Origin of the sequence: Candidatus Clostridium helianthi (assembly GCF_045310795.1) — a bacterium.
Taxonomy (GTDB): domain Bacteria; phylum Bacillota; class Clostridia; order Clostridiales; family Clostridiaceae; genus Clostridium; species Clostridium helianthi.
Genome location: NZ_JBJIAB010000001.1, coordinates 148,476 through 173,360, shown reverse-complemented (window position 1 = coordinate 173,360; position 24,885 = coordinate 148,476). Strand labels below are relative to the sequence as shown.

21 protein-coding genes and 1 other annotated feature are annotated in these 24,885 nt (G+C 30.8%); of the genes, 20 read left to right on the top strand and 1 reads right to left on the bottom strand.

Annotated features, from left to right (window positions below):
* Positions 1 to 12 precede the first annotated feature (12 nt).
* Positions 13 to 1,008, bottom strand: a complete 996-nt coding sequence (locus ACJDTP_RS00755) for a PspC-like choline-binding domain-containing protein (protein WP_406760209.1) — start codon at positions 1,006 to 1,008, stop codon at positions 13 to 15.
* A 339-nt stretch (positions 1,009 to 1,347) separates the two neighbouring features.
* Here ACJDTP_RS00755 and ACJDTP_RS00750 point away from each other — a divergent pair, with 339 nt between their 5' ends.
* The 20 genes from ACJDTP_RS00750 to ACJDTP_RS00655 all read left to right on the top strand — a co-directional run bounded on the left by ACJDTP_RS00750 (position 1,348) and on the right by ACJDTP_RS00655 (position 24,884).
* Complete coding sequence (locus ACJDTP_RS00750) at positions 1,348 to 2,022, top strand: hypothetical protein (RefSeq protein WP_406760208.1); 675 nt, start codon at positions 1,348 to 1,350, stop codon at positions 2,020 to 2,022.
* Positions 2,023 to 2,024: 2 nt separating this feature from the next.
* Positions 2,025 to 3,329, top strand: coding sequence for a hypothetical protein (locus ACJDTP_RS00745; RefSeq protein ID WP_406760207.1), 1,305 nt, complete (start codon positions 2,025 to 2,027; stop codon positions 3,327 to 3,329).
* A gap of 98 nt (positions 3,330 to 3,427) precedes the next feature.
* Positions 3,428 to 5,194 carry a hypothetical protein gene (locus ACJDTP_RS00740; protein WP_406760206.1) on the top strand — a complete coding sequence of 589 codons (1,767 nt, stop codon included), beginning with the start codon at positions 3,428 to 3,430 and terminating at the stop codon, positions 5,192 to 5,194.
* Positions 5,195 to 6,167: 973 nt separating this feature from the next.
* The gene (locus ACJDTP_RS00735; RefSeq protein WP_406760205.1) at positions 6,168 to 7,412 is read left to right on the top strand and encodes a replication-associated recombination protein A; all 1,245 of its coding nucleotides are present in this window, start codon (positions 6,168 to 6,170) and stop codon (positions 7,410 to 7,412) included.
* Between the two features lie 122 nt (positions 7,413 to 7,534).
* Positions 7,535 to 7,987 (top strand): RrF2 family transcriptional regulator, encoded by a 453-nt coding sequence (locus ACJDTP_RS00730; protein WP_039772335.1) that lies wholly within the window; start codon positions 7,535 to 7,537, stop codon positions 7,985 to 7,987.
* A gap of 2 nt (positions 7,988 to 7,989) precedes the next feature.
* Positions 7,990 to 9,171, top strand: a complete 1,182-nt coding sequence (nifS, locus tag ACJDTP_RS00725) for a cysteine desulfurase NifS (protein WP_039772333.1) — start codon at positions 7,990 to 7,992, stop codon at positions 9,169 to 9,171.
* Position 9,172: 1 nt separating this feature from the next.
* Positions 9,173 to 9,610, top strand: a complete 438-nt coding sequence (gene nifU / locus ACJDTP_RS00720) for a Fe-S cluster assembly scaffold protein NifU (protein ID WP_011968440.1) — start codon at positions 9,173 to 9,175, stop codon at positions 9,608 to 9,610.
* A gap of 11 nt (positions 9,611 to 9,621) precedes the next feature.
* Positions 9,622 to 10,698: a tRNA 2-thiouridine(34) synthase MnmA gene (gene mnmA, locus ACJDTP_RS00715; protein WP_406760204.1), complete on the top strand. Its 1,077-nt coding sequence runs from the start codon at positions 9,622 to 9,624 to the stop codon at positions 10,696 to 10,698.
* Positions 10,699 to 11,086: 388 nt separating this feature from the next.
* Positions 11,087 to 11,383, top strand: a complete 297-nt coding sequence (locus ACJDTP_RS00710) for a hypothetical protein (protein WP_406760203.1) — start codon at positions 11,087 to 11,089, stop codon at positions 11,381 to 11,383.
* 433 nt (positions 11,384 to 11,816) lie between these two features.
* Positions 11,817 to 12,317: a PRC-barrel domain-containing protein gene (locus ACJDTP_RS00705; protein ID WP_103698091.1), complete on the top strand. Its 501-nt coding sequence runs from the start codon at positions 11,817 to 11,819 to the stop codon at positions 12,315 to 12,317.
* Complete coding sequence (locus ACJDTP_RS00700; protein WP_406760202.1) at positions 12,298 to 13,326, top strand: AI-2E family transporter; 1,029 nt, start codon at positions 12,298 to 12,300, stop codon at positions 13,324 to 13,326. Before ACJDTP_RS00705 ends, ACJDTP_RS00700 begins: the two co-directional genes overlap by 20 nt.
* Before the next feature lie 375 nt (positions 13,327 to 13,701).
* Positions 13,702 to 13,880: a binding site (T-box leader), on the top strand.
* A gap of 292 nt (positions 13,881 to 14,172) precedes the next feature.
* The gene (gene alaS, locus ACJDTP_RS00695; protein WP_406760201.1) at positions 14,173 to 16,812 is read left to right on the top strand and encodes an alanine--tRNA ligase; all 2,640 of its coding nucleotides are present in this window, start codon (positions 14,173 to 14,175) and stop codon (positions 16,810 to 16,812) included.
* Positions 16,813 to 16,948: 136 nt separating this feature from the next.
* Positions 16,949 to 17,206: an IreB family regulatory phosphoprotein gene (locus ACJDTP_RS00690; RefSeq protein ID WP_008424959.1), complete on the top strand. Its 258-nt coding sequence runs from the start codon at positions 16,949 to 16,951 to the stop codon at positions 17,204 to 17,206.
* A gap of 108 nt (positions 17,207 to 17,314) precedes the next feature.
* Positions 17,315 to 17,731 (top strand): Holliday junction resolvase RuvX, encoded by a 417-nt coding sequence (gene ruvX, locus ACJDTP_RS00685; RefSeq protein WP_103698094.1) that lies wholly within the window; start codon positions 17,315 to 17,317, stop codon positions 17,729 to 17,731.
* Positions 17,732 to 17,933: 202 nt separating this feature from the next.
* A complete protein-coding gene (locus ACJDTP_RS00680) occupies positions 17,934 to 18,212 on the top strand; it encodes a DUF1292 domain-containing protein (RefSeq protein ID WP_011968447.1) in 279 nt (92 codons plus the stop codon).
* Positions 18,213 to 18,296: 84 nt separating this feature from the next.
* Positions 18,297 to 18,761, top strand: a complete 465-nt coding sequence (locus ACJDTP_RS00675; protein ID WP_077839699.1) for a Fur family transcriptional regulator — start codon at positions 18,297 to 18,299, stop codon at positions 18,759 to 18,761.
* 361 nt (positions 18,762 to 19,122) lie between these two features.
* Positions 19,123 to 20,790: a ribonuclease J gene (locus ACJDTP_RS00670; RefSeq protein WP_077839698.1), complete on the top strand. Its 1,668-nt coding sequence runs from the start codon at positions 19,123 to 19,125 to the stop codon at positions 20,788 to 20,790.
* Positions 20,791 to 21,181: 391 nt separating this feature from the next.
* Positions 21,182 to 23,008, top strand: a complete 1,827-nt coding sequence (gene typA / locus ACJDTP_RS00665) for a translational GTPase TypA (protein WP_077839697.1) — start codon at positions 21,182 to 21,184, stop codon at positions 23,006 to 23,008.
* Positions 23,009 to 23,116: 108 nt separating this feature from the next.
* Positions 23,117 to 24,142, top strand: a complete 1,026-nt coding sequence (gene mltG, locus ACJDTP_RS00660; protein ID WP_168981791.1) for an endolytic transglycosylase MltG — start codon at positions 23,117 to 23,119, stop codon at positions 24,140 to 24,142.
* A 97-nt stretch (positions 24,143 to 24,239) separates the two neighbouring features.
* Positions 24,240 to 24,884 (top strand): O-methyltransferase, encoded by a 645-nt coding sequence (locus ACJDTP_RS00655; RefSeq protein WP_041894900.1) that lies wholly within the window; start codon positions 24,240 to 24,242, stop codon positions 24,882 to 24,884.
* The last annotated feature ends 1 nt before the right edge of the window (position 24,885 follow it).

The following is a 24,885-nucleotide window of genomic DNA, read 5'->3' as shown; positions in this document are numbered from 1 at the left end:
GGTTTATTTCTTTTAATTTAATTCAAAAAGAGCCCCGCCCAATAGAGCATATGCTTGTCCGTCGGCAATATAGACAGTTACAGATGCACTTCTTTTTAATAATTCAACTTTTATAGTGGCAGAATAGGATGTTACTTTATCTCCAGAGACTTTTATCTTATATTTTTTGTAGAAATCAGAAGAAGTCATAGGTTCTTTTTTTATTGATGGAACGGGAACAGTTGTATTATAGTCATTGAAAGTTATTGAATTACTGTCAATAGTTATACTTTTTCCTTCACATAAAGCTATTGTTTCATCATCTAATTTAGTCCCTTTATATACAACGTCCCCAACAGTCCAAGTTCTATATAAATCTTCATATGACGAATCGGTATCATCCTTTGATCCAGAATTACCAGATGAACTACCACCTGATCCACCAGAACCTCCTGATGAAGTAGATGTTGCTGTATTAGTAGTACCCGTAGTAGTATTTTGATTTGCTGTAGATGCAGTTACTTTTTCGCCATTTTGACCAAAAGTATAACTTACGCCGTTAATAGTTATAGTTCCAGTTTTCATTGCTCCAGAGTCACTTAAATAATAAGTTTTACCGTTTAACTCAAGTAAGCCAGTTTTCATATCGCCAGATTGGTTTAAATAGTACCAAGTTCCATTGTTTAAAAGCCATCCAGTCTGCATATCTCCAGAAGGGGTAGTATAATACCATTTACCGCCATCGCTGATCCAACCAGTTTTCATTTCACCAGATGAGGCTAAGTAATACCATTTACCACCATCATTAACCCAACCTGTTTTCATTACAGAACTTGAATCGAAAAAATACCATTTCCCATCTATTGATTTCCAACCAGATACCGTAGCATCTCCATCACTGTAGCTCCAGCTACCATTATCGGCTTGTCTCCAAGCAGCTGATGCTTTTGTTGGCATTATAATAGTAGCAGTAGCTATAAGGGCTATTGCAGCCGCAAAAACTAAGTTTTTTAATTTAAGATTTTTCATTTTAACACTCCTCAAAATACTTAATTAGTTATGCTCAAAATTCACAATAGCGTATTCGATTCTATTACATATGTATAACTATGTGAAGTTTGAAATATACATATATATAATTTACCATTTAAACATGTAAATTTCAAATTATTATAAATGATGGAAGGGTAATTAATATATAAAATAAGAAAATTGAAATAAATAGTAATTTTTAAATGAAAAACTATTCATATAAGTGGATATCATGGAAAAAATATTGTGATTAGCCCATAAATGATATATTATAGAATATGTATACTGTTATATGGAAGAGAATATAGTTAAAATATTGAAAGGGGAAAAATAAGAATGAAAATGAAAAAATTATTATCAATGGGAGCACTTGGATTAGTAGTAGCTACATCCACTTCAATAGGGGCATTCGCGGCTGAGAGACCTAGTAAGGAAAAAGTTGAAAATGATATGATCGGTATGTTTATATCAAATAAAAGTCCATTAGCTTACGATGTTAATGGAAACACAAAGGTTGAGGATATTATTAATATCGAAAATCTTAAAACAATAATCAGCAAATATGAAGGGGATGAAGTAAATTATCCTAAGTTAAATAAAGCATTAGACTTGATTTTTGAGAATAAATCTAAATCTCTTATAGAGAATGCAGGAGTTATTGTTGATAATTTCAGCAAAGACGATATTAATAAATTAGTAGAAGAAGTTAGAAGTGTAGCAGATAGATTTAGAGATATAGAAAATGGACAAACAGTAACTGATAAAGATGGTAAGCATGGTAAATATGAACTTGAAGGTGATATCAAGGATTTAGTAAATGAAAAGAATCCTGATTTAGATGTATTATTTGGAAAAAATATTAATGGAAATATATCTATGTCAATTATGAAAGATAGTAAAGTAATTCTTCAACTTGATTCAGGGGATGCATATAAAATTAGTGACTTTCTTTATAACAATGCCTCTGAGTTGACTGGGTATGCAAAGCTTTTTAAATCAGTAGTTAAATAATAATGAAAACTAATTTGCTAAAAACTGTTGAAGTATTATTAGTATTTAGCATAGTATTTGCTATTGTGTCTATATTTCTAAAGTATGTAATTTTAAATGAATCTACTTATTTAAGCATATTTGATAAAAGTGGCGTTTATGCAGAAGTTAAAGACTCCATTTATAAAAAAATAGATAATCTTTTAAGTTCTAAAAATATCAATTTTGACATAAAAAAATCAATAATAACAGATGAGGATATAAAAAGAGAAACGAATAATGCGGTTTATGGAGTTTTAGAATATTTAAAAACAGGTGAAAATAATATTACTCCCCCAGATACATCTATTTATAAGCAAAGAGTGTCTGATATGTTAGATACTGTTATAAATGGAATGTTAAAGCCGTCTAATGGCGATTTGTCTTTTAATAGTAATTTTTATGTTAAAAATATGGCATATACTAAAAGTAGCTTAAAAGGTAATGAAATGAATTATCTTAAGAAAACAACAAGAGATGGACAAGATACTTTAGAAGTAGAGAAGCTAATGAGCAAAAGCGAAGCAGAAGCTAAGGTAAGAGAAATATTAAAAGAAAAAGGATTAACTGAAGAAGAAGCGATAGAGAAGGCAACAAAAAAAGGCATAACGGAAGAGCAAGCTTTAAAGATATTAGCTGGTTATGGAATAACAATTGATGATTATGGCTCGGGTGAAAATAACTCTGAGGCAACAACAAATGCGGATAGTAATGGTAATAGTAAAGTGAATGCACAAGATAGTAATGGTGGAAGTTCTAAAGATGCAACGTCATCAAAGAATGAAAATCAGGATTCTATAAGTGCTAAACAAGATAATAAAGGTGTTAAAACTCAACTAGACAACATAAAGAATAAATTGTTGGATGAAGCAAGCAAAAGTATCGATCAAGAAGTTGAAAAAATGAACTTCAATAAAGTTTTAGAATCAAGTAAGTTTCAAAAACTGGCTAAAGTAACATCAATAATTTATAGATTATTTTGGTTATTTATTATGATACCTATATTCATTATGGCTATATTAATAAAGATAAATGCTAAGGGGTTAAACTCTAGTTTAAAATACATAGGGATGGCATTTTTGTTTGCTGGGTTAATATTGGTTGCTGTAGCATCTAGTGTTTACTTCCTAAAAATTTATGAAAATATTAATATTAGTCCAGTTTATATCAAAGACACTGTTTATACTATAGTTAGACATAGTTTAATGGTACTAGCTGAATATGGGGCTGTGGCACTTGTTATGGGTTTGCTTATGCTTATTCCAACAAAGAAGTATTTGATTAAGTAAAATGTTTACTATTTATTTAAGTAAAGATAATTTTTGAATAATAAATTTTATAAGTTGATAACTAAAAAAGGAAGAGTATTAAGGAGGATAATATAGTAATGAAGAGTTCAAGATTAAAAAAATTAATTGCAGTTACAGTGGCAACACTAACGTTAACAGCTTTATCTCCAATAGGAGCATCAGCAGCATGGAAACAAGATTCTAATGGTTGGTGGAATACTGAAGGGGATTCATATTCTACAGGCTGGAGATCTATAAATGGAAGCTGGTATTATTTTGATTCGACAGGATATATGAAATCAGGTTGGGTAAATGATGGAGGTACATGGTACTATATGCAACCATCAGGAGAAATGAAGACAGGTTGGATAAATAACGGAGGCACTTGGTATTATTTACAATCATCAGGAGCAATGAAGACAGGCTGGGTAAATGATGGAGGTACTTGGTATTACTTGCAATCATCAGGAGCAATGAAAACAGGTTGGATAAATGATGGAGGCGCATGGTATTTTGCATCATCATCAGGGGCAATGCAAACAGGTGTAGTTAAGGTTGATGGAAAAGTTTATTATTTTGCAGCAAATGGTGCGATGGCAACAGGAAGTGTTACTATCAATGGAACAACATATACTTTTGATAGCACTGGAGCAGCTACAGGAGAGAAAATACCAACTACAGATAAAATATTTAATGGTAATGGAAGTGCTGTAACACAAGGCTCGCAAAATCCAACTGATGTGGTAGACACAGATTCAGGGCATCACCATGGTGGCGGTGGTGGATCATCATCATCATATCTATCAGATTTAAATGATGGAGGTACTCATACTGGAAGTTATACAATATCTACTACTACCGGAACATTTGGTGGAAGTAGTGCATCTAATACTACTACAATAAATGGAAATATATCAATTAATGCATCTGCACAAGCGGATGGGGTAATAACTTTACAAAATTTAAAAATTAATGGAGATCTAGCTATTGATTTTGGTGATGGTACTGTAAATTTAGATAATGTGTCAGTAAATGGCGTTGATGTATCTAATGTAGGTAATAATTCATTGCATGTTAAAGGAAGTTCTTCTATTAAAGATCTTAATGTTCTTGATAAAACTAATGGTGCTCATATTGTTGTAGAAGGAAATAGTGCAAGCATAAAAAATGCTTCAATAAAAACATCATCGCCTGTAGTTATAGCTGGAGCAATTAGCAACATAATAGTTGAAAATGCAGGAGCATCTATAGACTTACAAAGTGGATCAGTAGGAACTGTTTTAATTAAGGGAACAGCTGTAGGAGCCAAATTCAATGTTGGATCTGGAGCGGCAGTAGCTAATTTAAATGTTAATGCACCTACAACTGTTACAGGAACAGGAAAAATTATAACTGCCAATTTAGGTGCTGATACTGAAATGAGTATAGAACCATTAACAGTAGGAGCTATTGCAGGAGTAAAAGTAACTGTTGAAGGAGTGGCTATGTCTCCTGATAAAATAAAAACAATAACAAAAGTTCCAACAGATTTAACTGAAATCGAGGATGATAGTGCATTCCAAGAGGATATTAACAGCAAGTATGCAGCTTATGCAAAGGTTACTATAAATAAAGCTAATGAAGAATCTACAGATGGAAAAATTAGTTTTAAAGTTAAATTTAATGAGAAAGTTGACAACAGCAAAACAGGAAACGATTATGTTACACAAGATATATTAGTTACTAATGCAGATGGAACAGATAAAGATATAGAGTATAACAATGGCGAGTATACTGTTCCGGTAAATTCAATAGTATATTCTACTGCTCGTGTATATAGAAATGGACAAGTTGGATATGTAACTTCAGTAAATACAATAAAATAACAAATAGATAAAAATATTATCCCTTGCTAAATTAATAGTTTAGCGGGGGATATTTTTTATAATTATAATAAAGATAAGGGAAAAAATTTTACATTCTATAATTTATTATGTTTGCTTTCTTATTTTTTTATATCTGCTATAATATTACTTGTCGCTATTTTTATTTCTAGCGAAGAGAAATATTGGGGAAAGTGTTAGGCACAATCCAATAAATAACAAGTCGATTTGCCAGGATATTTTCCATTATACTACGTCGGCAAATTGACCTAATAGGCCCGCTATGAGGGCGATTTGTCTCCTTGCTTGATGAAAAATATCCATGGCAACTTTAGACTTGTTACTTATTTTCATGTGCCTTATTCTATATAAAATAAAGTTTGTTATATATATTGTAAAAATAAATCTTCATCATAATTCTAAAAATATTATAAGAATTTTAGACGTAATTGTGCATTGAGAATTGTGAATTGAGAATTGAGAATTGTGAATTGTGAATTGTAAAACATATATAAGTTAAGACGCATTAAAGAAAAAGATAAGTCCAAAATTACAAAGAAGATTTTGGGTTAGGCATAAGTAATGTAGTAATGTGAGTGGGCTTGCTAAGATATGTATGTTGCCAAATAGAAAATTAGAAATCTTAAGCTTTTAGTGAATCAATAACCTGGCGCATATGCTGAGAGTTTTTTATTCTTGAGAAATTTATATTAAAGTCAAATTTGTGACGTTGTACTCCTTGATAGTGTAAATTATGAAAGATACTGATTATGAGTGTTGAATTCTTAGAGAGAATAAAAAAGAAATATATTAGTCTTTCAGATTTTTATTGCAGGGATTAAAAAGTCAGATCTATAAAAAGTATCCTACTCAGTAATCGCCTGGGATTTTACTCTGAGAGCAAATGATTAAAGTGAGAGTTATTATTATTTTTGATTACGTCTTAAAACGATAATTGCAGAAAGGAGTGGAAAAGGTGAGACCATTAGCAGATTTAATGAGACCTAATAAAATAGAAGATTTTGTAGGACAGCAGCATATATTAGGGCAAGGAAAGCCATTATATAACTTGATATCTGGAAAAAACATATGTAATTGCATATTTTACGGACCACCAGGAACGGGAAAAACAACTTTAGCGAATATAATGGCTAATTATGTAGATAAGAAATTTTATAAATTAAATGCAACGGTTGCATCGGTTAAGGATATTCAGGACATAACAAATAATATAGATAGCTTATTAAATTATAATGGAGTTGTTTTATATATAGATGAGCTTCAACATTTTAACAAAAAGCAGCAGCAGGCATTGTTAGAATTTATAGAAGATGGAAGAATAACTTTGATTGCAAGTACAACTGAAAATCCATATTTTGTTATACACAAAGCAATAATAAGCAGATGTAATATATTCTCTTTTAAACCTTTAAATACAGGTGACATAATAGTTGGTCTTAAGAGGTCTATACAAAAGCTTATAGATGAAGGGATAGAAATAGAATATTCAGATGAGGCGCTGGAGTATATAGGGGAAATCTCTCAAGGTGATTATAGAAAAGCTTATAATATATTAGAGCTGGCTGTAAACTCTCAGGTTAAGCAGGTTAGAGTTATTTCGAGCGAATATATTGAAAGTCTAGGCCAATCAAGTATGCGGGCTGATTCTAGTGGAGATGAATTTTACAATTTATTAAGTGCTCTTCAAAAAAGTATAAGGGGCAGTGATCCTAATGCAGCAGTGCACTATCTAGCTAGATTGATTAAAGGAGGAAATTTAACTGCTATAATTAGAAGAATATCTGTTATTGCAGCAGAAGACATTGGTCTTGCATTTCCAAATGCATTATCTGTTGTTAATTCAGGAATAGAACTTTCGTTAAAGGTTGGACTTCCAGAGGCAAGAATAATTCTTTCAGAAATAGTTGTATATTTAGCAACGCTTCCTAAATCTAATAGTGCATACTTAGCTATAGATTCTGCTATGAGTGATCTAGAAAACATGAATTTTGGAGATGTTCCAATGCATTTAAAGGATGCTCATTACTCTGGAGCAGCAAACCTTGGTGTTGGTGGCTATAAATATCCTCATGATTATCCTAATCATTATGTAAAACAGAGTTATTTACCGCAAGAACTGCTTGGAAAGATTTATTATAATGAACAAAATAATAAATATGAAGAGAGTTTGAGGAAATACTGGGCAGAAATAAAAAAATAATAGCAATTATCGTTTGACAAAAGCCGAGTATTTTGGTAAGATATAAGCGAATTTAATATATCTTTTATAATACTAGAAAAACAAAGAAATATCAACAAAAAACGAAAAGGGGTGAAGAAATAATGAAACTTTCAACTAAAGGAAGATATGGAGTTAGAGCTATGGTTGACTTAGCATCTAATTATGGTGGTGCCCCAGTTTCAATAAAAACTATATCAAAGAGAGAAAATCTTTCGGAATACTATTTAGAACAGTTATTTAGCCCGCTTAGACGTGCTAATATGATTAGAAGTATAAGAGGTGCTCAAGGTGGATATGTTCTATGTAAACCGCCAAAAGACATAACGGTTGGCGATATTATGACTATTCTTGAAGGGCCGGTTGAGATAGCAGATTGTATTGATGGTGTTGAGTGCGATAGCTCGGATTGCTGTGCAACCAAAGCAGTTTGGGAGAAGATCAAAAGAAGCATAGACGATGTTATGAACTCAATTACATTACAAGATATACTTGATGATTATGAGACAATTAAAAATAATAAGAATAATATTAAGATAGTGGATAGGAGTGAATGATTATGAAGAACGTATATATGGATTATTCAGCTACAACTTATGTAAAGCCAGAAGTATTAGAAGAAATGCTTCCTTATTTTACTGAAAAGTTTGGTAACCCATCTTCATTTTATGGAATATCAAGAGAAACAAAAAGAGCTATAGATAAGGCAAGAGAACAGATAGCAGAGGCGTTAAACTGTTTACCTGATGAAGTGTATTTTACAGGTGGCGGATCAGAGGCTGATAACTGGGCTATAAAAGGTATTGCATCAGCTCATAAGAATAAAGGAAATCATATAATAACAACTAAGATTGAGCATCATGCAGTTCTTCATACTTGTGAATACTTAGAGAAGAATGGCTTTGATGTTACATATTTAGATGTTGATGAAGAAGGTTTCATAAATTTAGATGACTTAAGAAATGCTATAACTGATAAGACAATTTTAGTAAGTATTATGTTTGCTAATAATGAAATAGGAACAATTCAACCTATAAAAGAAATTGGAGAAATCTGTAGAGAAAAGAAAGTTTTCTTCCATACAGATGCAGTTCAGGCTGTTGGAAATGTTCCTGTTGATGTTAAAGAAATGAATATAGATATGTTATCACTTGCAGGTCATAAGATTTATGGACCAAAAGGTATTGGAGTTCTTTATATAAAGAAGGGAATTAAAATTGATAATTTAATTCACGGTGGAGCTCAAGAAAAGAATAGAAGAGCAGGTACAGAAAATATTGCTTCTATTGTTGGACTTGGTAAAGCTCTTGAACTTGCTACTAATAATTTAGAAGAGCATATGAAAAGATTAACTGCGTTAAGAGAAAAATTAATAGCTGGTTTACTTGAAGTTCCATACACCAAATTAAATGGACCAAGAGGAGATAAGAGACTTCCTGGAAATGTTAATGTATGTTTTAGATTTATTGAAGGTGAATCGATTTTATTATCATTAGATTTTAAAGGGGTTTGTGCATCAAGCGGTAGTGCTTGTACTTCAGGTTCTTTAGATCCATCACATGTGTTACTTGCAATTGGGCTTCCTCATGAAATTGCTCACGGATCATTAAGACTTAGTATGGGTGAAGGTTCAACAGAAGAAGATGTAGATTATGTTCTTGAAGTTGTACCACCAATTATTGAAAGATTAAGAAATATGTCACCATTATGGGATGACTTTTTAAAGAAAGGGGAAAATTAATATGATATACAGTGAAAAAGTAATGGAACATTTCCAAAATCCAAGAAACGTTGGAGAAATAGTAGATGCAAATGGTGTAGGTGAAGTTGGAAACGCTAAATGTGGAGACATAATGAAAATCTATTTAAAGGTTGAAGATAATATCATTAAAGATGTTAAGTTTAAGACTTTTGGATGTGGATCAGCTATTGCATCATCATCAATGGCTACAGAATTAATTAAAGGGAAAACATTAGATGAAGCTTGGGAATTAACAAATAAAGCAGTTGCAGAAGCTTTAGATGGTCTTCCACCAGTGAAAATGCACTGTTCAGTTCTTGCAGAAGAAGCAATTCATAAAGCTATAAATGATTACAGAGCAAAAAATGGATTAGAAGTAATACCTATGGAAGAACATAGTGACGAAGATCTACATGCTGCTGTACATGGAGAAGAGTAATAGGTGAATTTATGAAGAAAAAAGTTTTAGTAGGTATGAGTGGTGGTGTAGATAGTTCTGTTGCTGCATATTTATTAAAACAGCAGGGATATGACGTCATTGGTGCTACAATGCAAATTTGGCAGCACGATGAGGAATTTGAAGAAAGGGAAGGGGGCTGCTGCTCCCTTTCTGCTGTTGATGATGCAAGAAGAGTATGCGACAAACTTGATATACCATTTTATGTTTTAAATTTTAGAGATTATTTTAAGGAAAAAGTTATTGATAAATTTGTTCAAGAATACATAGACGGAAAAACTCCAAACCCTTGTATTGAATGTAATAAACATTTAAAGTTCGATGAACTTTTAAGAAGAGCAAGAGGTATAGGGGCAGATTATGTTGCTACTGGTCATTATGCTAAAATTGAAAAGCGAGATGATAGATATCTTTTAATCAGATCTGATGATGATAGAAAAGATCAAACGTATGCTTTATATAATTTTACTCAAGATCAGTTAGAACATACATTAATGCCTTGCGGAGATTATGAAAAGACAAAAATAAGAGAAATAGCGAAAGAAATTGGTCTTGCTGTTCATAATAAAAAGGATAGTGAAGAAATATGTTTCATTTCTGATAATAATCATGGGAAATATATTTCAGAAGCAGAACCAGATAGGGTTAAACCAGGTAACTTTGTCGATAAGAGTGGTAATATACTAGGTAAGCATAAAGGAATTGTATATTACACTATTGGACAAAGAAAAGGACTTGGACTTTCACTTGGAAGGCCAGTATTTGTAACAAATATAAATGCTAAAACCAATGAAGTTGTACTGGGGTCTGAAGATGATATCTTCAAAACAGAATTAATTGCAACTGATGTGAATTTTATTCCTTTTGATAAACTAGAAAAAGAAATAGAAGTTACAGCGAAAATCAGATATTCTGCAAAACCAGCAGAAGCGACGCTGATACCACTTCCAAATGGTAGAGTGAAAGTTATCTTTAAGGAAAAACAAAGAGCGATAACTAAAGGTCAGTCAGTTGTATTTTACGATGATGAAATAGTAGTTGGCGGCGGAATAATAGAAAGTATAATCTAAAGAGTTATTGTAATTTAAATATATTTTAGGCTGAGAGTGCGTAAGTGCTCTCAGTTTTTTTGTTTTGAGGTTGCAGAACATTTCAATGCGCGAGAAGCATACGAGCATTACAGCCAGTAAAAAGATTTATAGATGCAGCGTAAGTCTCGCGTTTTACGAGAGGGGGACTATGCGATTTAGAATCAAAAAAGAACTTTCTAAGCAATTATTCTGATTTGATAATTGATAGAAATAATACTTAAAAATCAGTATAAATAGACAATGCAAGTGAATATGAATTAACAGCTAGAAGAAATAAAATATTTGCCTATATTTTACATAATAGTATTAACTTATGAAGAAATAATTGGTATAATGTTCTCGAAGTAAAAAATTGGAAGGTGATTTTTTGGATATCTTCAAGGCATTAAAGAGATATAATGAACATGGCTTCAATTCTAAAGGGTTTCATAAAAATGGCACAAAGCATGATGAGTATGGATTTGATAAAAGAGGAATGCATAGAAATGGGACATATTATAATGAGGAAGGGTATGATAGAGAAGGATACGACAAAAAAGGCTATGATAGAAAAGGATTTAATAGTGCTGGTTTTGACAAAGAAGGATATAACAAAAATGGATATAACATATTAGGCTACGACAGAGGTGGTGAATACTTAGAAGTAAGATATAAGTGGAAGTGATTGGAGTAAATATAAACTCGAATAGATTCAGTCAAATTTAGAGGATATTAAAATTTTATCTCAAAAATTTTGATTAATGGAATTAAGTACTTGCTAAATATAGTAGGTACTATTTTTTTGTTCTCTAGCACTGCTCATGAAGACAAAGTATGATGAAAATATTGTTATTTTCGTAGGAACCCGCCCCATAGAGGCAAAGTCTTCACAAAGTATAATGGAAATTGTAATTTAGTACAAAATTATTGTATGGTAAATTATACATCTGAGCATATTAATATGAATAATTTTCCTCTTATTGGAGACCATATCAAATGAACTAGATTTAGTTTGTTAACTATATTACTTATTTTAGAGAATATAGGGGGATACTACAGTGTATAGATATAAGACAGACATAAGGACTTTCTATTAAAAATTATTTTGGAGGTGCACAATGTTTAAAACTAGAGACTTCTATTTCAAGAAGGTTTATAACATTAAAGGCAAAAAGATTGGTATTGTAGAAGACTTATACATAGATTTCTTTTGGGGAAAGGTTGTGGGATTTAAAGTATCCAATAGCCATCTGTTCTCTAAAAATAACTATATAGACATGGAAGATGTTATAGATGTAGGTGAAGATTTAATAATAGAAAATATAAAAAAAGGTGAGGGACTTACATTTAAAGAGATTAAGTATATGGAAGTTATTGATACATTGGGGAATGTTAAAGGAGTTCTAGAGGATATTATAATAGATATACAAGATTATTCAATTAAAGCAATAGTTATAAGCTCAGGGTTAGTAGATAAAATGATAAAGGGTAAGCAAATTATTCTCTTAAATAGATGCATTCTCGGAGAAGAATATATATTATATACAGGAAATGAGGGAGTTATGTTTAAAACTTTACCTCATAATATGGATAGGCACAATGCAATTAAGAAAGCATAAAAAAGCAATTCTTCTAGGTATAACCCTATTATGCTTTATTAGCTTAATATTAGCTTACATTTTTAACAAATCAATAAATTCAATAATAAATATTATTGTAGCATCTTTTATTTTAGCTTATACTTTGACTCCTATTAGGGATGGATTTGAGGCAAAATTTAGAATAAGTAAGAAAATATCTTCAATAGTAGTTATATTAATAATTATAGGTATTATAACTGCATGCATAATTGTTATAGTTCCTACGCTATTTAATGAGATATCCAATATAAGTAATATATTTGATAACGTAAGCAGCTTGCTAGAAGGGATGTTAAAAAAAAATAACTTGGATGACTTTTCTACCACCAATGTAATTTATAATGAAATTTTAGAAAAAGGAAATGCTTTTTGGACAAATTTTTCAGAAAATGCAGTGGAAAATTTAATGAGCATTGGAGATAACGCAATGTCACTTGCAATTATACCTATTATGGTTTATTACTTTCTTTGCGATGGTAATAAAATATATAGTAAAATGCTGCTGTTATTACCAACTTCTAAAAGAGGGCTTACTAAAAAAATATTAAGCGATATTGATAGAGTGTTAACAAGATATATAGCAAGTCAGTTGATGCTTTCGGGATTGATAGGCGGATTAACTTTAATATTATTATTAATATTGAAAGTAAAATTCCCTTTATGGATTTCAATACTAAATGCAATCTTAAACATAATACCTTACTTTGGACCTATTTTTGGTGCAGTTCCAGCGATAATAGTTGCACTTTTAGATTCTCCAATAAAGGCATTTTGGGTAATTGTAGGTATGTTCATAATTCAACAGCTTGAGGGTGATATTTTATCTCCGAAAATAACAGGGGATAGCACAGAGATGCACCCATTTGTTATAATAATTTTATTACTTATAGGAGATAAATTTGGCGGATTTATTGGGATGGTTTTAGTAGTACCAATAGCTGTCATTATAAAAGTTTTATATGATGATATAAATTATTATCTGTTTTAGATTGTATAGATAAACAACTTAAGAAGTTGATTTATACTTTGCAATAAATACCATATTAGAAAGTAGAAACATTTTTATGCAGCAGGCATTGAAAATGAGCTGTTAAAAGCTCTTAATTGTAGGTTGTTCAACTAATGCTTGTCACAATGAAATTGGGAGCAAGCATTAGTGGTGCAACCTGCAATTTAGTACTTTCAGCGAAATTTTCATAGTCCTGTGAAATAACAATGTTTTTACTTTCGGCAGGTTATTGCATAAGTCTAAGTTATATATTGTTTATCTATATAAAAAAGCTTATGTATTAGGGTTGTACAAATAAAGTTGAATATTGACATAATTATCTATATGAAATATAATTTTGATGAAATAATTAAATATTAAGCGATGAATAGGATAAGTAAATTTATCATAGTCATTTCAGAGAAAAAGTGGTTGGTGAAAACTTTTGGCTATATATTTTGAAGCTACCTAGGAGCTATAAATTACTAAGTGATGTATAAGTATATTATACATAATTAGGGTGGTACCGCGGAATTCTAGCTTTCGTCCCTATATCTATTTGGGGAGAGAGCTTTTTTTATTTGGTAAATTATACACCTATAAAAAGAGCAGCTAAGCTGCAAATAAGAACTTTTCACCTATAAAAAGAGCAGCTATGCTGCAATACGGAACTTTTCTGCAATAAGGATATTTTCACATTTGAAAAGAGCAGTGGTTCTACAATTAAAATCTTATGACTAATAATTATGAAATCTTAAATCTTCATAAGAAGAGTATAAACAATAAAAAGATATTCTCAATGGATATCGGCGCCAACTGTTAACTAAAAAAATGGAGGAATAGTTTATGAAATTTATGAAAACCAATGACTTAAGAGAAGCATACTTGAAATTTTTTGAAAGTAAAGATCATTTAAGAATGAATAGTTTTTCTTTGGTTCCAAAGAATGATAAAAGTTTATTATTAATAAATGCAGGAATGGCTCCATTGAAGCCTTATTTTACTGGATTACAAGAGCCACCAAAGAGAAGAATTACAACTTGTCAAAAATGTATTAGAACAGGGGATATCGAAAATGTAGGTATTACAAGTAGACATGGTACTTTCTTTGAGATGCTTGGAAACTTTTCTTTTGCAGATTATTTCAAGAAAGAAATAATTCCTTGGGCTTGGGAGTTTATCACAGAAGTGTTGGAACTTCCTAAAAATAGATTATATGTAACTATATATTTAGATGATGATGAAGCATATGAATACTGGACTACACTTACAGATGTAGATAAAACTCATATATTTAGATTAGGCAAGGAAGATAATTTCTGGGAACATGGTGCAGGTCCATGCGGTCCTTGTACAGAAATTCATTTTAATAGATCAGAAGAAATACCAACTGACGCTGATGAGTTCGTTAAATTAGCAGATGAAGATAAAATAATAGAATTCTGGAACCTTGTTTTCACTCAATTTGATGGTGATGGAAAAGGAAATTATGAAAAACTTGCTAACACTAACATTGATACAGGTATGGGACTTGAAAGACTTGCAACTATAATGCAAGAAAAAAATAGCATTTTTGAAATTGATACGTTAGAAAATATTTTAAATGAAGTTGCAAAATTAGCTAATGTTAAATATGGAGAAAATCAAAAAACAGATATATCTTTAAGATTAATAACTGACCATATTAGATCAATAACGTTCATGATTTCAGATGATGTTATGCCATCTAATGAGGGTAGAGGATACGTTTTAAGAAGACTTCTTAGAAGAGCAGCAAGACATGGAAAAACTTTAGGAATTAAAGAAGCATTCCTTTGCAATTTATGTGACACTGTTATAAGAGATTCAAGTGAGGCTTATCCAGAATTAAATAGTAAGAAAGAATATATTAAAAAAGTAATTAAAATAGAAGAAGATAAATTCAGAGAAACTTTAGATTCAGGAATGGAAATATTGAATGGATTTATAAGTGAATTAAAAGCAAAGAATGAAAAAGTTCTTAGCGGTGTAGATGGATTCAAATTATATGATACATTTGGTTTTCCAATGGAACTTACAAAAGAAATATTAGAAGATGAAGGTTTATCATTGGATGAAGAGGCTTTCCATGAAGAAATGAAAGTTCAAAGAGAAAGAGCTAGAAGTGCAAGAAAAGTTTCTAATTACATGGGAACTGATGTTAAGACATTAGATATTATACCAGCAGAAGTTGAAACTGTTTTTGATGGGTATGAAAATGATACTTTAAATGCAGAAGTTAAAGTGTTAATTGAAGGGGAAGACTTTACAGATACTATAACAGAAGGCAACAAAGCTATTATAGTTACAAATGTTACTCCTTTATACGCTGAAATGGGTGGTCAAATAGGAGACACAGGTGTAATATTTAATGATAGTTTTAAGGCTAATGTACTTGATACTAAAAAGAACATAGGTGGAAAAATAGTTCATTTTGTTGAAGTTGTATCAGGAGAACTTAAAGTGGGAGATACAGTTACTATTGAGGTGGATAAAGTTAGACGTGAAAACATCAAGAAAAATCATACTGCAACTCACCTTTTAGATAAAGCTTTAACTGAGGTTCTTGGATCACATGTTCATCAAGCTGGATCATATGTAAGTTATGATAGACTTAGATTTGACTTTTCTCACTTTGAAGCTATGACAGAGGAAGAAATAAGTAGGGTTGAAGATTTAGTAAATGAAGCAATTACAAGCGTTACACCGGTTGTTACAGAAGTTATGGATCTTCAAGAAGCAAAAAATAGTGGAGCTATAGGTATATTTGATGACAAATATGCTGATAAAGTTAGAGTTGTAAGTGCAGGGGAATATTCTAAGGAATTGTGTGGTGGAACACATATAGATAACACAGGAAAGATTGGTTTATTTAAAATTATATCTGAAAGTGGTATTGCGGCAGGAACAAGAAGAATTGAGGCTGTAATAGGAAAAGAAGCTTATAAGATAGTAAATGAAAAGAAAGATTTGTTAAAAGAAATTTCAACTAAGCTTAAATGCTCAGAAAAAGAATTATTAGCTAAACTTGATCAACAAGTTAAGGAGCTTAAGGAAAAAGATAAAGAAATAACAGTTTTAAAATCTAAATTCGCATCAATGGGAATAGATGATATAGTATCTTCTTCAAGAAACGTCAAGGATATAAATGTAATTTCTTATGAATTAAAAGACGTTGATAGTGATACTTTAAGAGATGTTTGTGAAAAAGTGAGAGATAAAGCTCCAAATAGCATAGTTTTACTTATGAGTGCAAATGCTGGAAAAGTTATTATTTGTGCTATGGCAACTAAAGATGCAGTAGCTAAAGGTGCTCATTGTGGAAAATTAATAAAAGAAATATCTTCTATGCTTGGCGGTGGAGGCGGCGGAAGACCAGACATGGCTCAAGCCGGTGGAAAAATGCCAGAAAAGATACAAGAAGCAATTGAAGAATCATATAAAATAGTGGAAACTTTAGCAAAGTAGTATACTTTTTATAAAAAATAGGTTATAATCTAATTATAGTTAGTGAATAAATTTAAAAAATAAAGTTAATAATAAATATGGATATCGTTTCCTTATAAAATGATTAAGGGGGTGAGTTGCTTTAAGTAGCAATTTTATGAGTAATAATATTGAACATACAATGCAATTTGATTTAAGTAAGAATAAAGAAGCTCTTACAAAAACAATATTAACAGAGGTTTATAATTCATTACAGGAAAAAGGATATAATCCTATAAATCAATTAGTTGGATATTTGATTTCAGGAGACCCTACTTACATCACTAATTACAACGGAGCAAGAGCTTTAGTAAGAAAACTCGAAAGAGATGACATACTAGAAGAAGTTATAAAATCTTATTTAGAGATAAAGTAGAGAGTGCCCGTTTATAACGGGCACTTTTAATTTTAGTATATGAAAGAAAGTGCAATATCACGGTTTGGTTGATACTTGCTGCTTATATGTTGTGAGAGGTGCTGTAATTTGAGGATACTTGGATTAGATTTGGGTTCAAAGACTATAGGAGTGGCAGTAAGTGATCCATTAGGATTCACTGCTCAAGGACTGACTACAGTTAGAAGAACTAATAAAGAAAAAGATATAGCGGAAATAAAAAAGTTTTGTGATGAATATGATGCAAAGGTTATTGTAATTGGATTACCTAAGAATATGAACGGAACAATAGGACCATCTGGAGAGATTGCGATGGCTTTTGGAAAGATTATAGAAGAAGAACTTAATGTAGAAGTGAAATTCTGGGATGAACGTTTAACTACTGTTGCAGCACATAAAGCAATGCTTGAAGCTGATTTGTCAAGGAATAAGAGAAAGAAGATAGTAGATAAAGTTGCATCAACTTACATACTTCAAGGATACTTAGATATGATTTCAAGAAAATAAATATCTGATATAATAGGAAATTTTGAGAAGTATATGTATAAGATTAATTTCTTATACAATATGCTTTTATTAATAAATATATATTGCAAAAATAATCATTATCATAATTCTAAAAATATTGCAGGAATTTTAACCGCGATTGTGAATTGTGAAATGTGCATTGTGAATTGCAACATAAATAAAATACAGAAGGGATACATTTATGGATAAAGAAGCAAAATATGTATATATACCTGATCAAGAAGGAAATGATGTTAAGTTTGAGGTTATTATATACTTTGAAATAGAAAAATTAAAAGGCCAATATATTATTGCAACTCCTGCATTTGAAGAAACTGATGAAGCTTATGCTTTTAAGATATTCAAAGATGAGGATGGAAGCGATATATTTATAGCTTTAGAAGATGACGATGAAGAATTCGAAATGGTATTAGAAACTTATGAAACTCTTATGAATGAAGATGGTTTAATTGAGGAATAGTATACAATCTAGTAATATGATATTTTCTTTAATGTTATTTAGAGAAAAATTAATTCATTTAATATGAAAAGTGAGGTGTCATGTATGGATGCATCAAATTTAATTGATATGAATGCCTTGAAGGAAGACTTGAAAAAAAAGGGTTATAAATTAACACCACAAAGAAGATCAATTGTTGATACTATTATTGAAAATGAAGGTCAACATTTAACAGCGGAAGAAATATATGATAGTGTAAAAAAGAGTTGTCCGGAAATTGGATTAGCAACAGTATATAGAACTATTCTTTTACTAGAAGAATTAGGAGTAATATCTAGATTAGATCTAAATGATGGATGTAGTAGATATGAAATAGTGCATTCAAATGAAACGCACAGACATCATCATCTTATTTGTAATATCTGTCATAAGGTTTTAGAAGTTCAGGATGATTTGTTAGAGGATTTAGAATCTGGAATCGAAAAGCAATATAAGTTTAAGATTTTAGACCATAGTGTAAAGTTTTTTGGCGTATGTGATGAATGCCAAAAGAAACTAAGTGATGAATAAAAGGACTTTTAATAGAAAATTAGAAATAAAATAAAGTCAAAAATGTTTCAGATATTTTGCCGTGAATAAAGTAAGGATATATATTTTACGGTTTATATATTTACTAAGAAAATGCATTTGATGCCATGCTTAAAAAGGTGTGGTATCAAATGGTAATTGTTATTGAGGTATATATATTTAAAGTGAATTAATATGGCTAAACCTTATATGCTAAATAAAGCAATATAGGCTTATAGATTGGAATGTGGATTAAGGTCGCCTATATTAATGTAAAATATATTGTCACATAGGACTTGTTATTTTTTAATACTAAAGAAAGAACCTTTGTTTATAAATAATATTAGGAAAAAGGAGGGGAAGTATGAAAAATGAAAGAGCGAAGATAAAAATAATTCCTCTTGGTGGTATAAACGAAATCGGAAAAAATATAACAGCTATAGAATATAAAGAAGATATTATTATTATAGACTGTGGACTAAAATTTCCGGATGATGATATGTTTGGAATAGATATTGTAATACCAGATGTTTCATATCTAATCAAAAATTCAGAGAAAATCAAGGGGATATTTTTAACTCACGGACATGAAGACCATATAGGAGCGTTGCCGTATGTGCTTAGACAACTAAATGTTCCTGTTTATGGCACTAAGCTTACTCTTGGAATAGTTGAAACAAAACTAAAAGAACATGGTTTGTTATCTTCAACAGAGCTAGTAAGAGTAAAGCCAAAGGATATAATTAAACTTGATAGCGTCTCAGTTGAATTTATAAAGACTAATCACTCAATTGCAGATTCAGTTGCAATTGCGGTTCATACACCACTTGGGGTAGTACTTCATACAGGAGATTTTAAGATTGATTACACACCAATTGATGGAGAAATGATGGATTTTGGAAGATTAGCTGAACTTGGAAGAAAGGGAGTTTTAGTATTAATGGCGGATTCAACAAATGTTGAAAGACCGGGATATACTATGACAGAAAAGGTTGTTGGAGAAACTTTCTTAAGGCTTTTTGCTAAGGCTAAGGGCAGGTTGATAGTTGCAACATTTGCATCTAATGTTCACAGAATTCAGCAAATAATTACGGCTGCTGAAGCTTATGAAAAGAAGGTAGCAGTTTCAGGAAGAAGTATGGAAAATATCGTTCAAGTTGCAATAGAACTTGGATATCTTACAGTTGGAAAAGATGTACTTGTTCCAGTGGATCAAATTTCAAAATATCCAAATGAAAAAATTGTTGTAATAACAACTGGAAGTCAGGGGGAACCAATGTCTGCTCTTGCAAGAATGGCAGCATCGGAACATAGAAAAATTAATGTGATTCCAGGCGATACAGTAATTATTTCAGCAACACCTATACCAGGTAATGAAAAATTTGTTTCAAAAGTTATAAATCAACTATTTAAAAAGGGTGCTCAAGTTATATATGATTCTCAAGAAAAGATTCATGTTTCAGGTCATGCCTGTCAAGAAGAACTTAAATTAATGCAGGCTTTAGTTAAACCAAAATTCTTTGTGCCAGTTCATGGTGAATATAGACATTTGAAGAAGCATGGTGAATTAGCTATGGAAGTTGGACTTTCAGAAAAGAATTTATTAATACCTGAAAATGGAGATGTAATTGAAGTAGCGAGAAATTATATTAAAAAGAATGGAACTGTTGTATCAGGTCAAGTATTTGTTGATGGTCTCGGTGTTGGAGATGTCGGAAATATTGTCTTGAGAGATAGAAAACATCTTTCACAAGATGGTATCTTAACAATAGTAGTAACAATAGAAAAACAAACTGGAAGAGTTGTATCCGGTCCAGATATAATTTCAAGGGGATTCGTCTATGTCAGAGAATCTGAAGGTCTTATGGATGAAGCAAGAGAAATTGTTAAATCTGTATTAAAGACTTGTGAAGAAAAACAGATTACTGACTGGGCTACATTAAAATCTAAGATGAGAGATCAGCTTAGAGAGTATCTTTACGAAAAGACTAAGAGAAAACCTATGATATTACCAATAATTATGGAGTTTTAGAAACATGAAAGAAAATAACAATTCTAAAACTGCAGAGAATATATTTTATTATTAATAATTAAATTATGAATTAATGAAATATTAAATTGTTAAATATATATTCTTTGGAATAGGGTTGACTTTTTTTGATGAAAAGAGTAGAATTTATAATAGTTGTGTAGGAATTGGATACTTTAAGTATCCAATTTTCTTTTGGAAAAAAACAGTTATAGGTTTACATTAATGTGTGAATAAATTTTATCGTAATTTATTTATAATATATAGGAATAATATATTAATAGTTATGAAGTTATTTACAATGTATACTTAAATTTTAACTAATTTATATACAAACTAAAGATAAACTATAAAAGAAAAATTCGCAGCTTGCTTGCTGTTTGGAGGAATAATAATGGAATTAATTAAAAGAGAAGATATAAGAAATATTGCTATAATTGCCCACGTTGACCACGGTAAGACAACTTTAGTAGATGCTTTATTAAAACAAAGCCATACATTTAGAGCTAATGAAAAAGTAGAAGAAAGAGTTATGGATTCTAATGACTTAGAAAAAGAAAGAGGAATTACAATTCTTTCAAAGAATACTGCAGTAATTTATAATGATATAAAAATAAATATAGTAGATACACCAGGGCATGCTGATTTCGGTGGAGAAGTTGAACGTGTACTTAAGATGGTTGATTCAGTTTTGCTTGTTGTTGACTCTTATGAAGGACCAATGCCACAAACTAAATTCGTTTTAAAGAAATCATTAGAATTAGGTTTAAAGCCAATAGTTATAATTAACAAAATAGATAAACCAAATGCTAGACCAACAGACGTTATTGACGAAGTATTTGATCTATTCGTAGAACTTGGAGCTAATGATGAACAATTAGATTTCCAAATTATTTATGCGTCAGCTAGAGAAGGCTTTGCAAGATATAATGTAGATGATCAAAATAACGATATGACTCCTATATTTGATACAATATTAAAATATGTTGCACCACCAGAAGGATATATGGATGAACCACTTCAAATGCTTGTTAGTACACTAGATACAAATGCATTTGTTGGGAAAATTGCAATTGGTAAGATACATCGAGGTACAGTAAAGAGAAATCAAACAGTTGCTTTATTAAAGAATGATGGATCAAGCGCTAATTACAAAATAACTAGTATATTTACGTACAAAGGGTTAAAGAGAGAAGAAGCAGAAGAAGCTTCAATGGGAGATATAGTTGCAGTAAGTGGTGTTATTGATGCTAATATAGGTGATACTATAGCAGATTCATCATCGCCAGAAGCATTACCATTCCTTGAAATAGATGAACCAACATTAAATATGAACTTCATGGTTAATGATTCACCATTTGCAGGTCAAGAAGGTGAGTTCGTAACATCAAGACATTTAAGAGATAGATTAATGAAAGAACTTGAAACAAATGTAAGTTTAAGAGTAAAAGAACTTACTCCAGATTGTTTTGAAGTTTCAGGAAGAGGAGAACTTCACCTTTCAGTTCTTATTGAAACAATGAGAAGAGAAGGATATGAATTCCAAGTTTCAAAGGCAAATGTTATATTTAGAGAAGTAGATGGCCATAAGGAAGAGCCAATTGAGTACTTAACAATTGATGTTCCAGAAGAATTTATGGGACCTGTTATGGAAAAGTTAGGACCAAGAAAAGCAGAAATGGTTAATATGACATCTGCAGTAAATGGATATACAAGGTTAGAATTCACAGTTCCAGCTAGAGGTCTTATTGGATTTAGAAGTGAATTAATGACTGATACAAAAGGTAATGGAATTATGAATCACGTATTCCATTCTTATGAAAAATACAAAGGTGATATTCCAGGAAGAAGCAGAGGATCAATAATTTCATTCGAAGCAGGAGATTCAATAGCATATGGATTATATAGTGCTCAAGAAAGAGGTCAATTATTCATAGGTGCTGGTGTTCCTGTATATGGTGGTATGATTGTTGGGGTTTCTGCAAGAGCAGAAGATCTTGAAATTAATGTATGTAAAATGAAGAAACTTACTAATACAAGATCATCAGGTGCTGATGATGCATTAAAATTAACTCCACCAGTTGAAATGTCTCTTGAACAATGTTTAGAATTTATAAATGCTGATGAATTGGTAGAAGTTACACCAAAGAATATAAGAATGAGAAAAAGAGTATTGGATAGTGCTGAAAGAAGAAGAATGATTAGCAGAAATAAAAAATAATTTGCTGAAAATACTTTAACTATTAAATAAAATAAATATAATTAAAGTAAATGGTCTTTATTTGGCTATTTACTTTTAATTATATCTAGGAGAAAGTAGAAAAAGTTTATGAATAAATATAAATCTTTTAGAAAGCTAATACTGTTAATCATATTATTTTTATTTGTAATAACTCTGACGTTTGTAATATCTTATAGTAGTACCATAAGAAAACCATTAAAGTCAGCTGAAGACTCAATTATAATTGAAGTCAAACAAGGCGAAGGTTTTTATGATGTATTGGATAGGTTGGACAAAGAAAATAAATTGACCAATAAACTTCTTATTAAAGTAAATCTGGCTATAGATAAAAGAAAAGTAAACTTAACAGAAGGTATATATGAAATCAATACAAATTCATCCTTAGAAGAGCTGATAAAATCTTTAGAAAATAAGGATGGAGATAAGGATTTAGTTAAATTAACTATACCAGAAGGTTATTCTATAGAAGATATTGCTAAAAGCGTAGAAGATAAAGGTATTTGTTCTAAAGACGAATTTATTAAAGATGTTAAAGATTACAAATTACCTAGTTTTGTGAAAAATAATAACAAGAAGAGATATAATTTGGAAGGGTATTTATATCCTGATACATATTTAATAGAAAAAGGGTCAAATGCAAATGAAGTAATTAAATCTATGCTAGATAGATTTGAAGATGTGCTTAAGCAGGCTGAAGATGAAACTAAAGTTGAAATAAATGATGAAGATGTAGAAAAAATAGTTACTATAGCGTCTATGATAGAAAGAGAAGCAAGAGTGCCTGGTGACAGACCATTAATATCATCGGTTATTTACAACAGGTTAGAAAAAGATATGAAACTTCAAATAGATGCAGCAGTAATTTATGCATTAGGATATCATGTTGATGTAGTATTAAACAAGCATCTAGAAGTGGATTCGCCATATAATGTATACAAGTATAAAGGCCTTCCAGTCGGTCCTATAGCAAATCCAGGTTTAGACTGCATTAAGGCAGCATTGCTTCCTGAAAAGACAGATTATTTATATTATATTATGAAAGATGATGGAGCACATTATTTTACTAATAACTATGAAGATTTTTTAAATAAGAAAAAAGAATTGGGATACTAACTGTAATGCACAATTCACAATGCACAATCGATAGTTGTGAATTGATAATTTAAGTTGTTTTTTGTTTATCTATAATACAGATTTATGGAGGAAATTCATGAGCGAAATCACATATGACTATATGGAAGAATATATTAGAAGTTTAATTCCCGAGAGAGAAGGGACATTAAAGGAAATAGAAGCTTTTGCAAGAGAAAATGGGGTACCTATTGTTCAAAAAGAAACAGGTGTATTTCTAGAATTCATGACTAGTATGAAGAAACCAAAAAGAATATTAGAACTTGGAACAGCAATAGGGTTTTCATCAATACTAATGTATCAAGCTGCGGGAACAGAACCGGAAATTGTTACAATAGAACGTGATGAAAGAATGATTGAACTTGCAAATATTAATTTAAAGAAATTTAATTTAGACCATAAGATCAAGATTGAAGAAGGCGATTGCTTAGAGATTTTAGAAAAATTAAATGAACCTTTTGATTTGATTTTTATGGATGCAGGCAAAGGACATTACAACCACTTTTTGCCACACTGTTTAAGATTACTTAATCCAGATGGAGTAATAGTTGCTGATAATGTTTTATTTAGAGGTATGGTAGCATCACAAGAATTAGTTAAAAGAAGAAAAATTACAATAGTAAAGAGAATGAGGACTTATTTGGAATTAGTTACTCAAGATGAAAACTTAATTACATCTGTCATACCAATGGGAGATGGGATTGCAGTTACAAAGAGGAGGTAAA

Excerpts from the sequence above, each read along its gene's own strand:
- ACJDTP_RS00755 (WP_406760209.1), bottom strand. The coding sequence starts at position 1,008 with ATGAAAAATCTTAAATTAAAAAACTTAGTTTTTGCGGCTGCAATAGCC.
- ACJDTP_RS00750 (WP_406760208.1), top strand. The coding sequence starts at position 1,348 with ATGAAAATGAAAAAATTATTATCAATGGGAGCACTTGGATTAGTAGTA.
- ACJDTP_RS00745 (WP_406760207.1), top strand. The coding sequence starts at position 2,025 with ATGAAAACTAATTTGCTAAAAACTGTTGAAGTATTATTAGTATTTAGC.
- ACJDTP_RS00740 (WP_406760206.1), top strand. The coding sequence starts at position 3,428 with ATGAAGAGTTCAAGATTAAAAAAATTAATTGCAGTTACAGTGGCAACA.
- ACJDTP_RS00730 (WP_039772335.1), top strand. The coding sequence starts at position 7,535 with ATGAAACTTTCAACTAAAGGAAGATATGGAGTTAGAGCTATGGTTGAC.
- nifS (WP_039772333.1), top strand. The coding sequence starts at position 7,990 with ATGAAGAACGTATATATGGATTATTCAGCTACAACTTATGTAAAGCCA.
- nifU (WP_011968440.1), top strand. The coding sequence starts at position 9,173 with ATGATATACAGTGAAAAAGTAATGGAACATTTCCAAAATCCAAGAAAC.
- mnmA (WP_406760204.1), top strand. The coding sequence starts at position 9,622 with ATGAAGAAAAAAGTTTTAGTAGGTATGAGTGGTGGTGTAGATAGTTCT.
- ACJDTP_RS00705 (WP_103698091.1), top strand. The coding sequence starts at position 11,817 with ATGTTTAAAACTAGAGACTTCTATTTCAAGAAGGTTTATAACATTAAA.
- ACJDTP_RS00700 (WP_406760202.1), top strand. The coding sequence starts at position 12,298 with ATGCAATTAAGAAAGCATAAAAAAGCAATTCTTCTAGGTATAACCCTA.
- alaS (WP_406760201.1), top strand. The coding sequence starts at position 14,173 with ATGAAATTTATGAAAACCAATGACTTAAGAGAAGCATACTTGAAATTT.
- ACJDTP_RS00690 (WP_008424959.1), top strand. The coding sequence starts at position 16,949 with ATGAGTAATAATATTGAACATACAATGCAATTTGATTTAAGTAAGAAT.
- ACJDTP_RS00680 (WP_011968447.1), top strand. The coding sequence starts at position 17,934 with ATGGATAAAGAAGCAAAATATGTATATATACCTGATCAAGAAGGAAAT.
- ACJDTP_RS00675 (WP_077839699.1), top strand. The coding sequence starts at position 18,297 with ATGGATGCATCAAATTTAATTGATATGAATGCCTTGAAGGAAGACTTG.
- ACJDTP_RS00670 (WP_077839698.1), top strand. The coding sequence starts at position 19,123 with ATGAAAAATGAAAGAGCGAAGATAAAAATAATTCCTCTTGGTGGTATA.
- typA (WP_077839697.1), top strand. The coding sequence starts at position 21,182 with ATGGAATTAATTAAAAGAGAAGATATAAGAAATATTGCTATAATTGCC.
- mltG (WP_168981791.1), top strand. The coding sequence starts at position 23,117 with ATGAATAAATATAAATCTTTTAGAAAGCTAATACTGTTAATCATATTA.
- ACJDTP_RS00655 (WP_041894900.1), top strand. The coding sequence starts at position 24,240 with ATGAGCGAAATCACATATGACTATATGGAAGAATATATTAGAAGTTTA.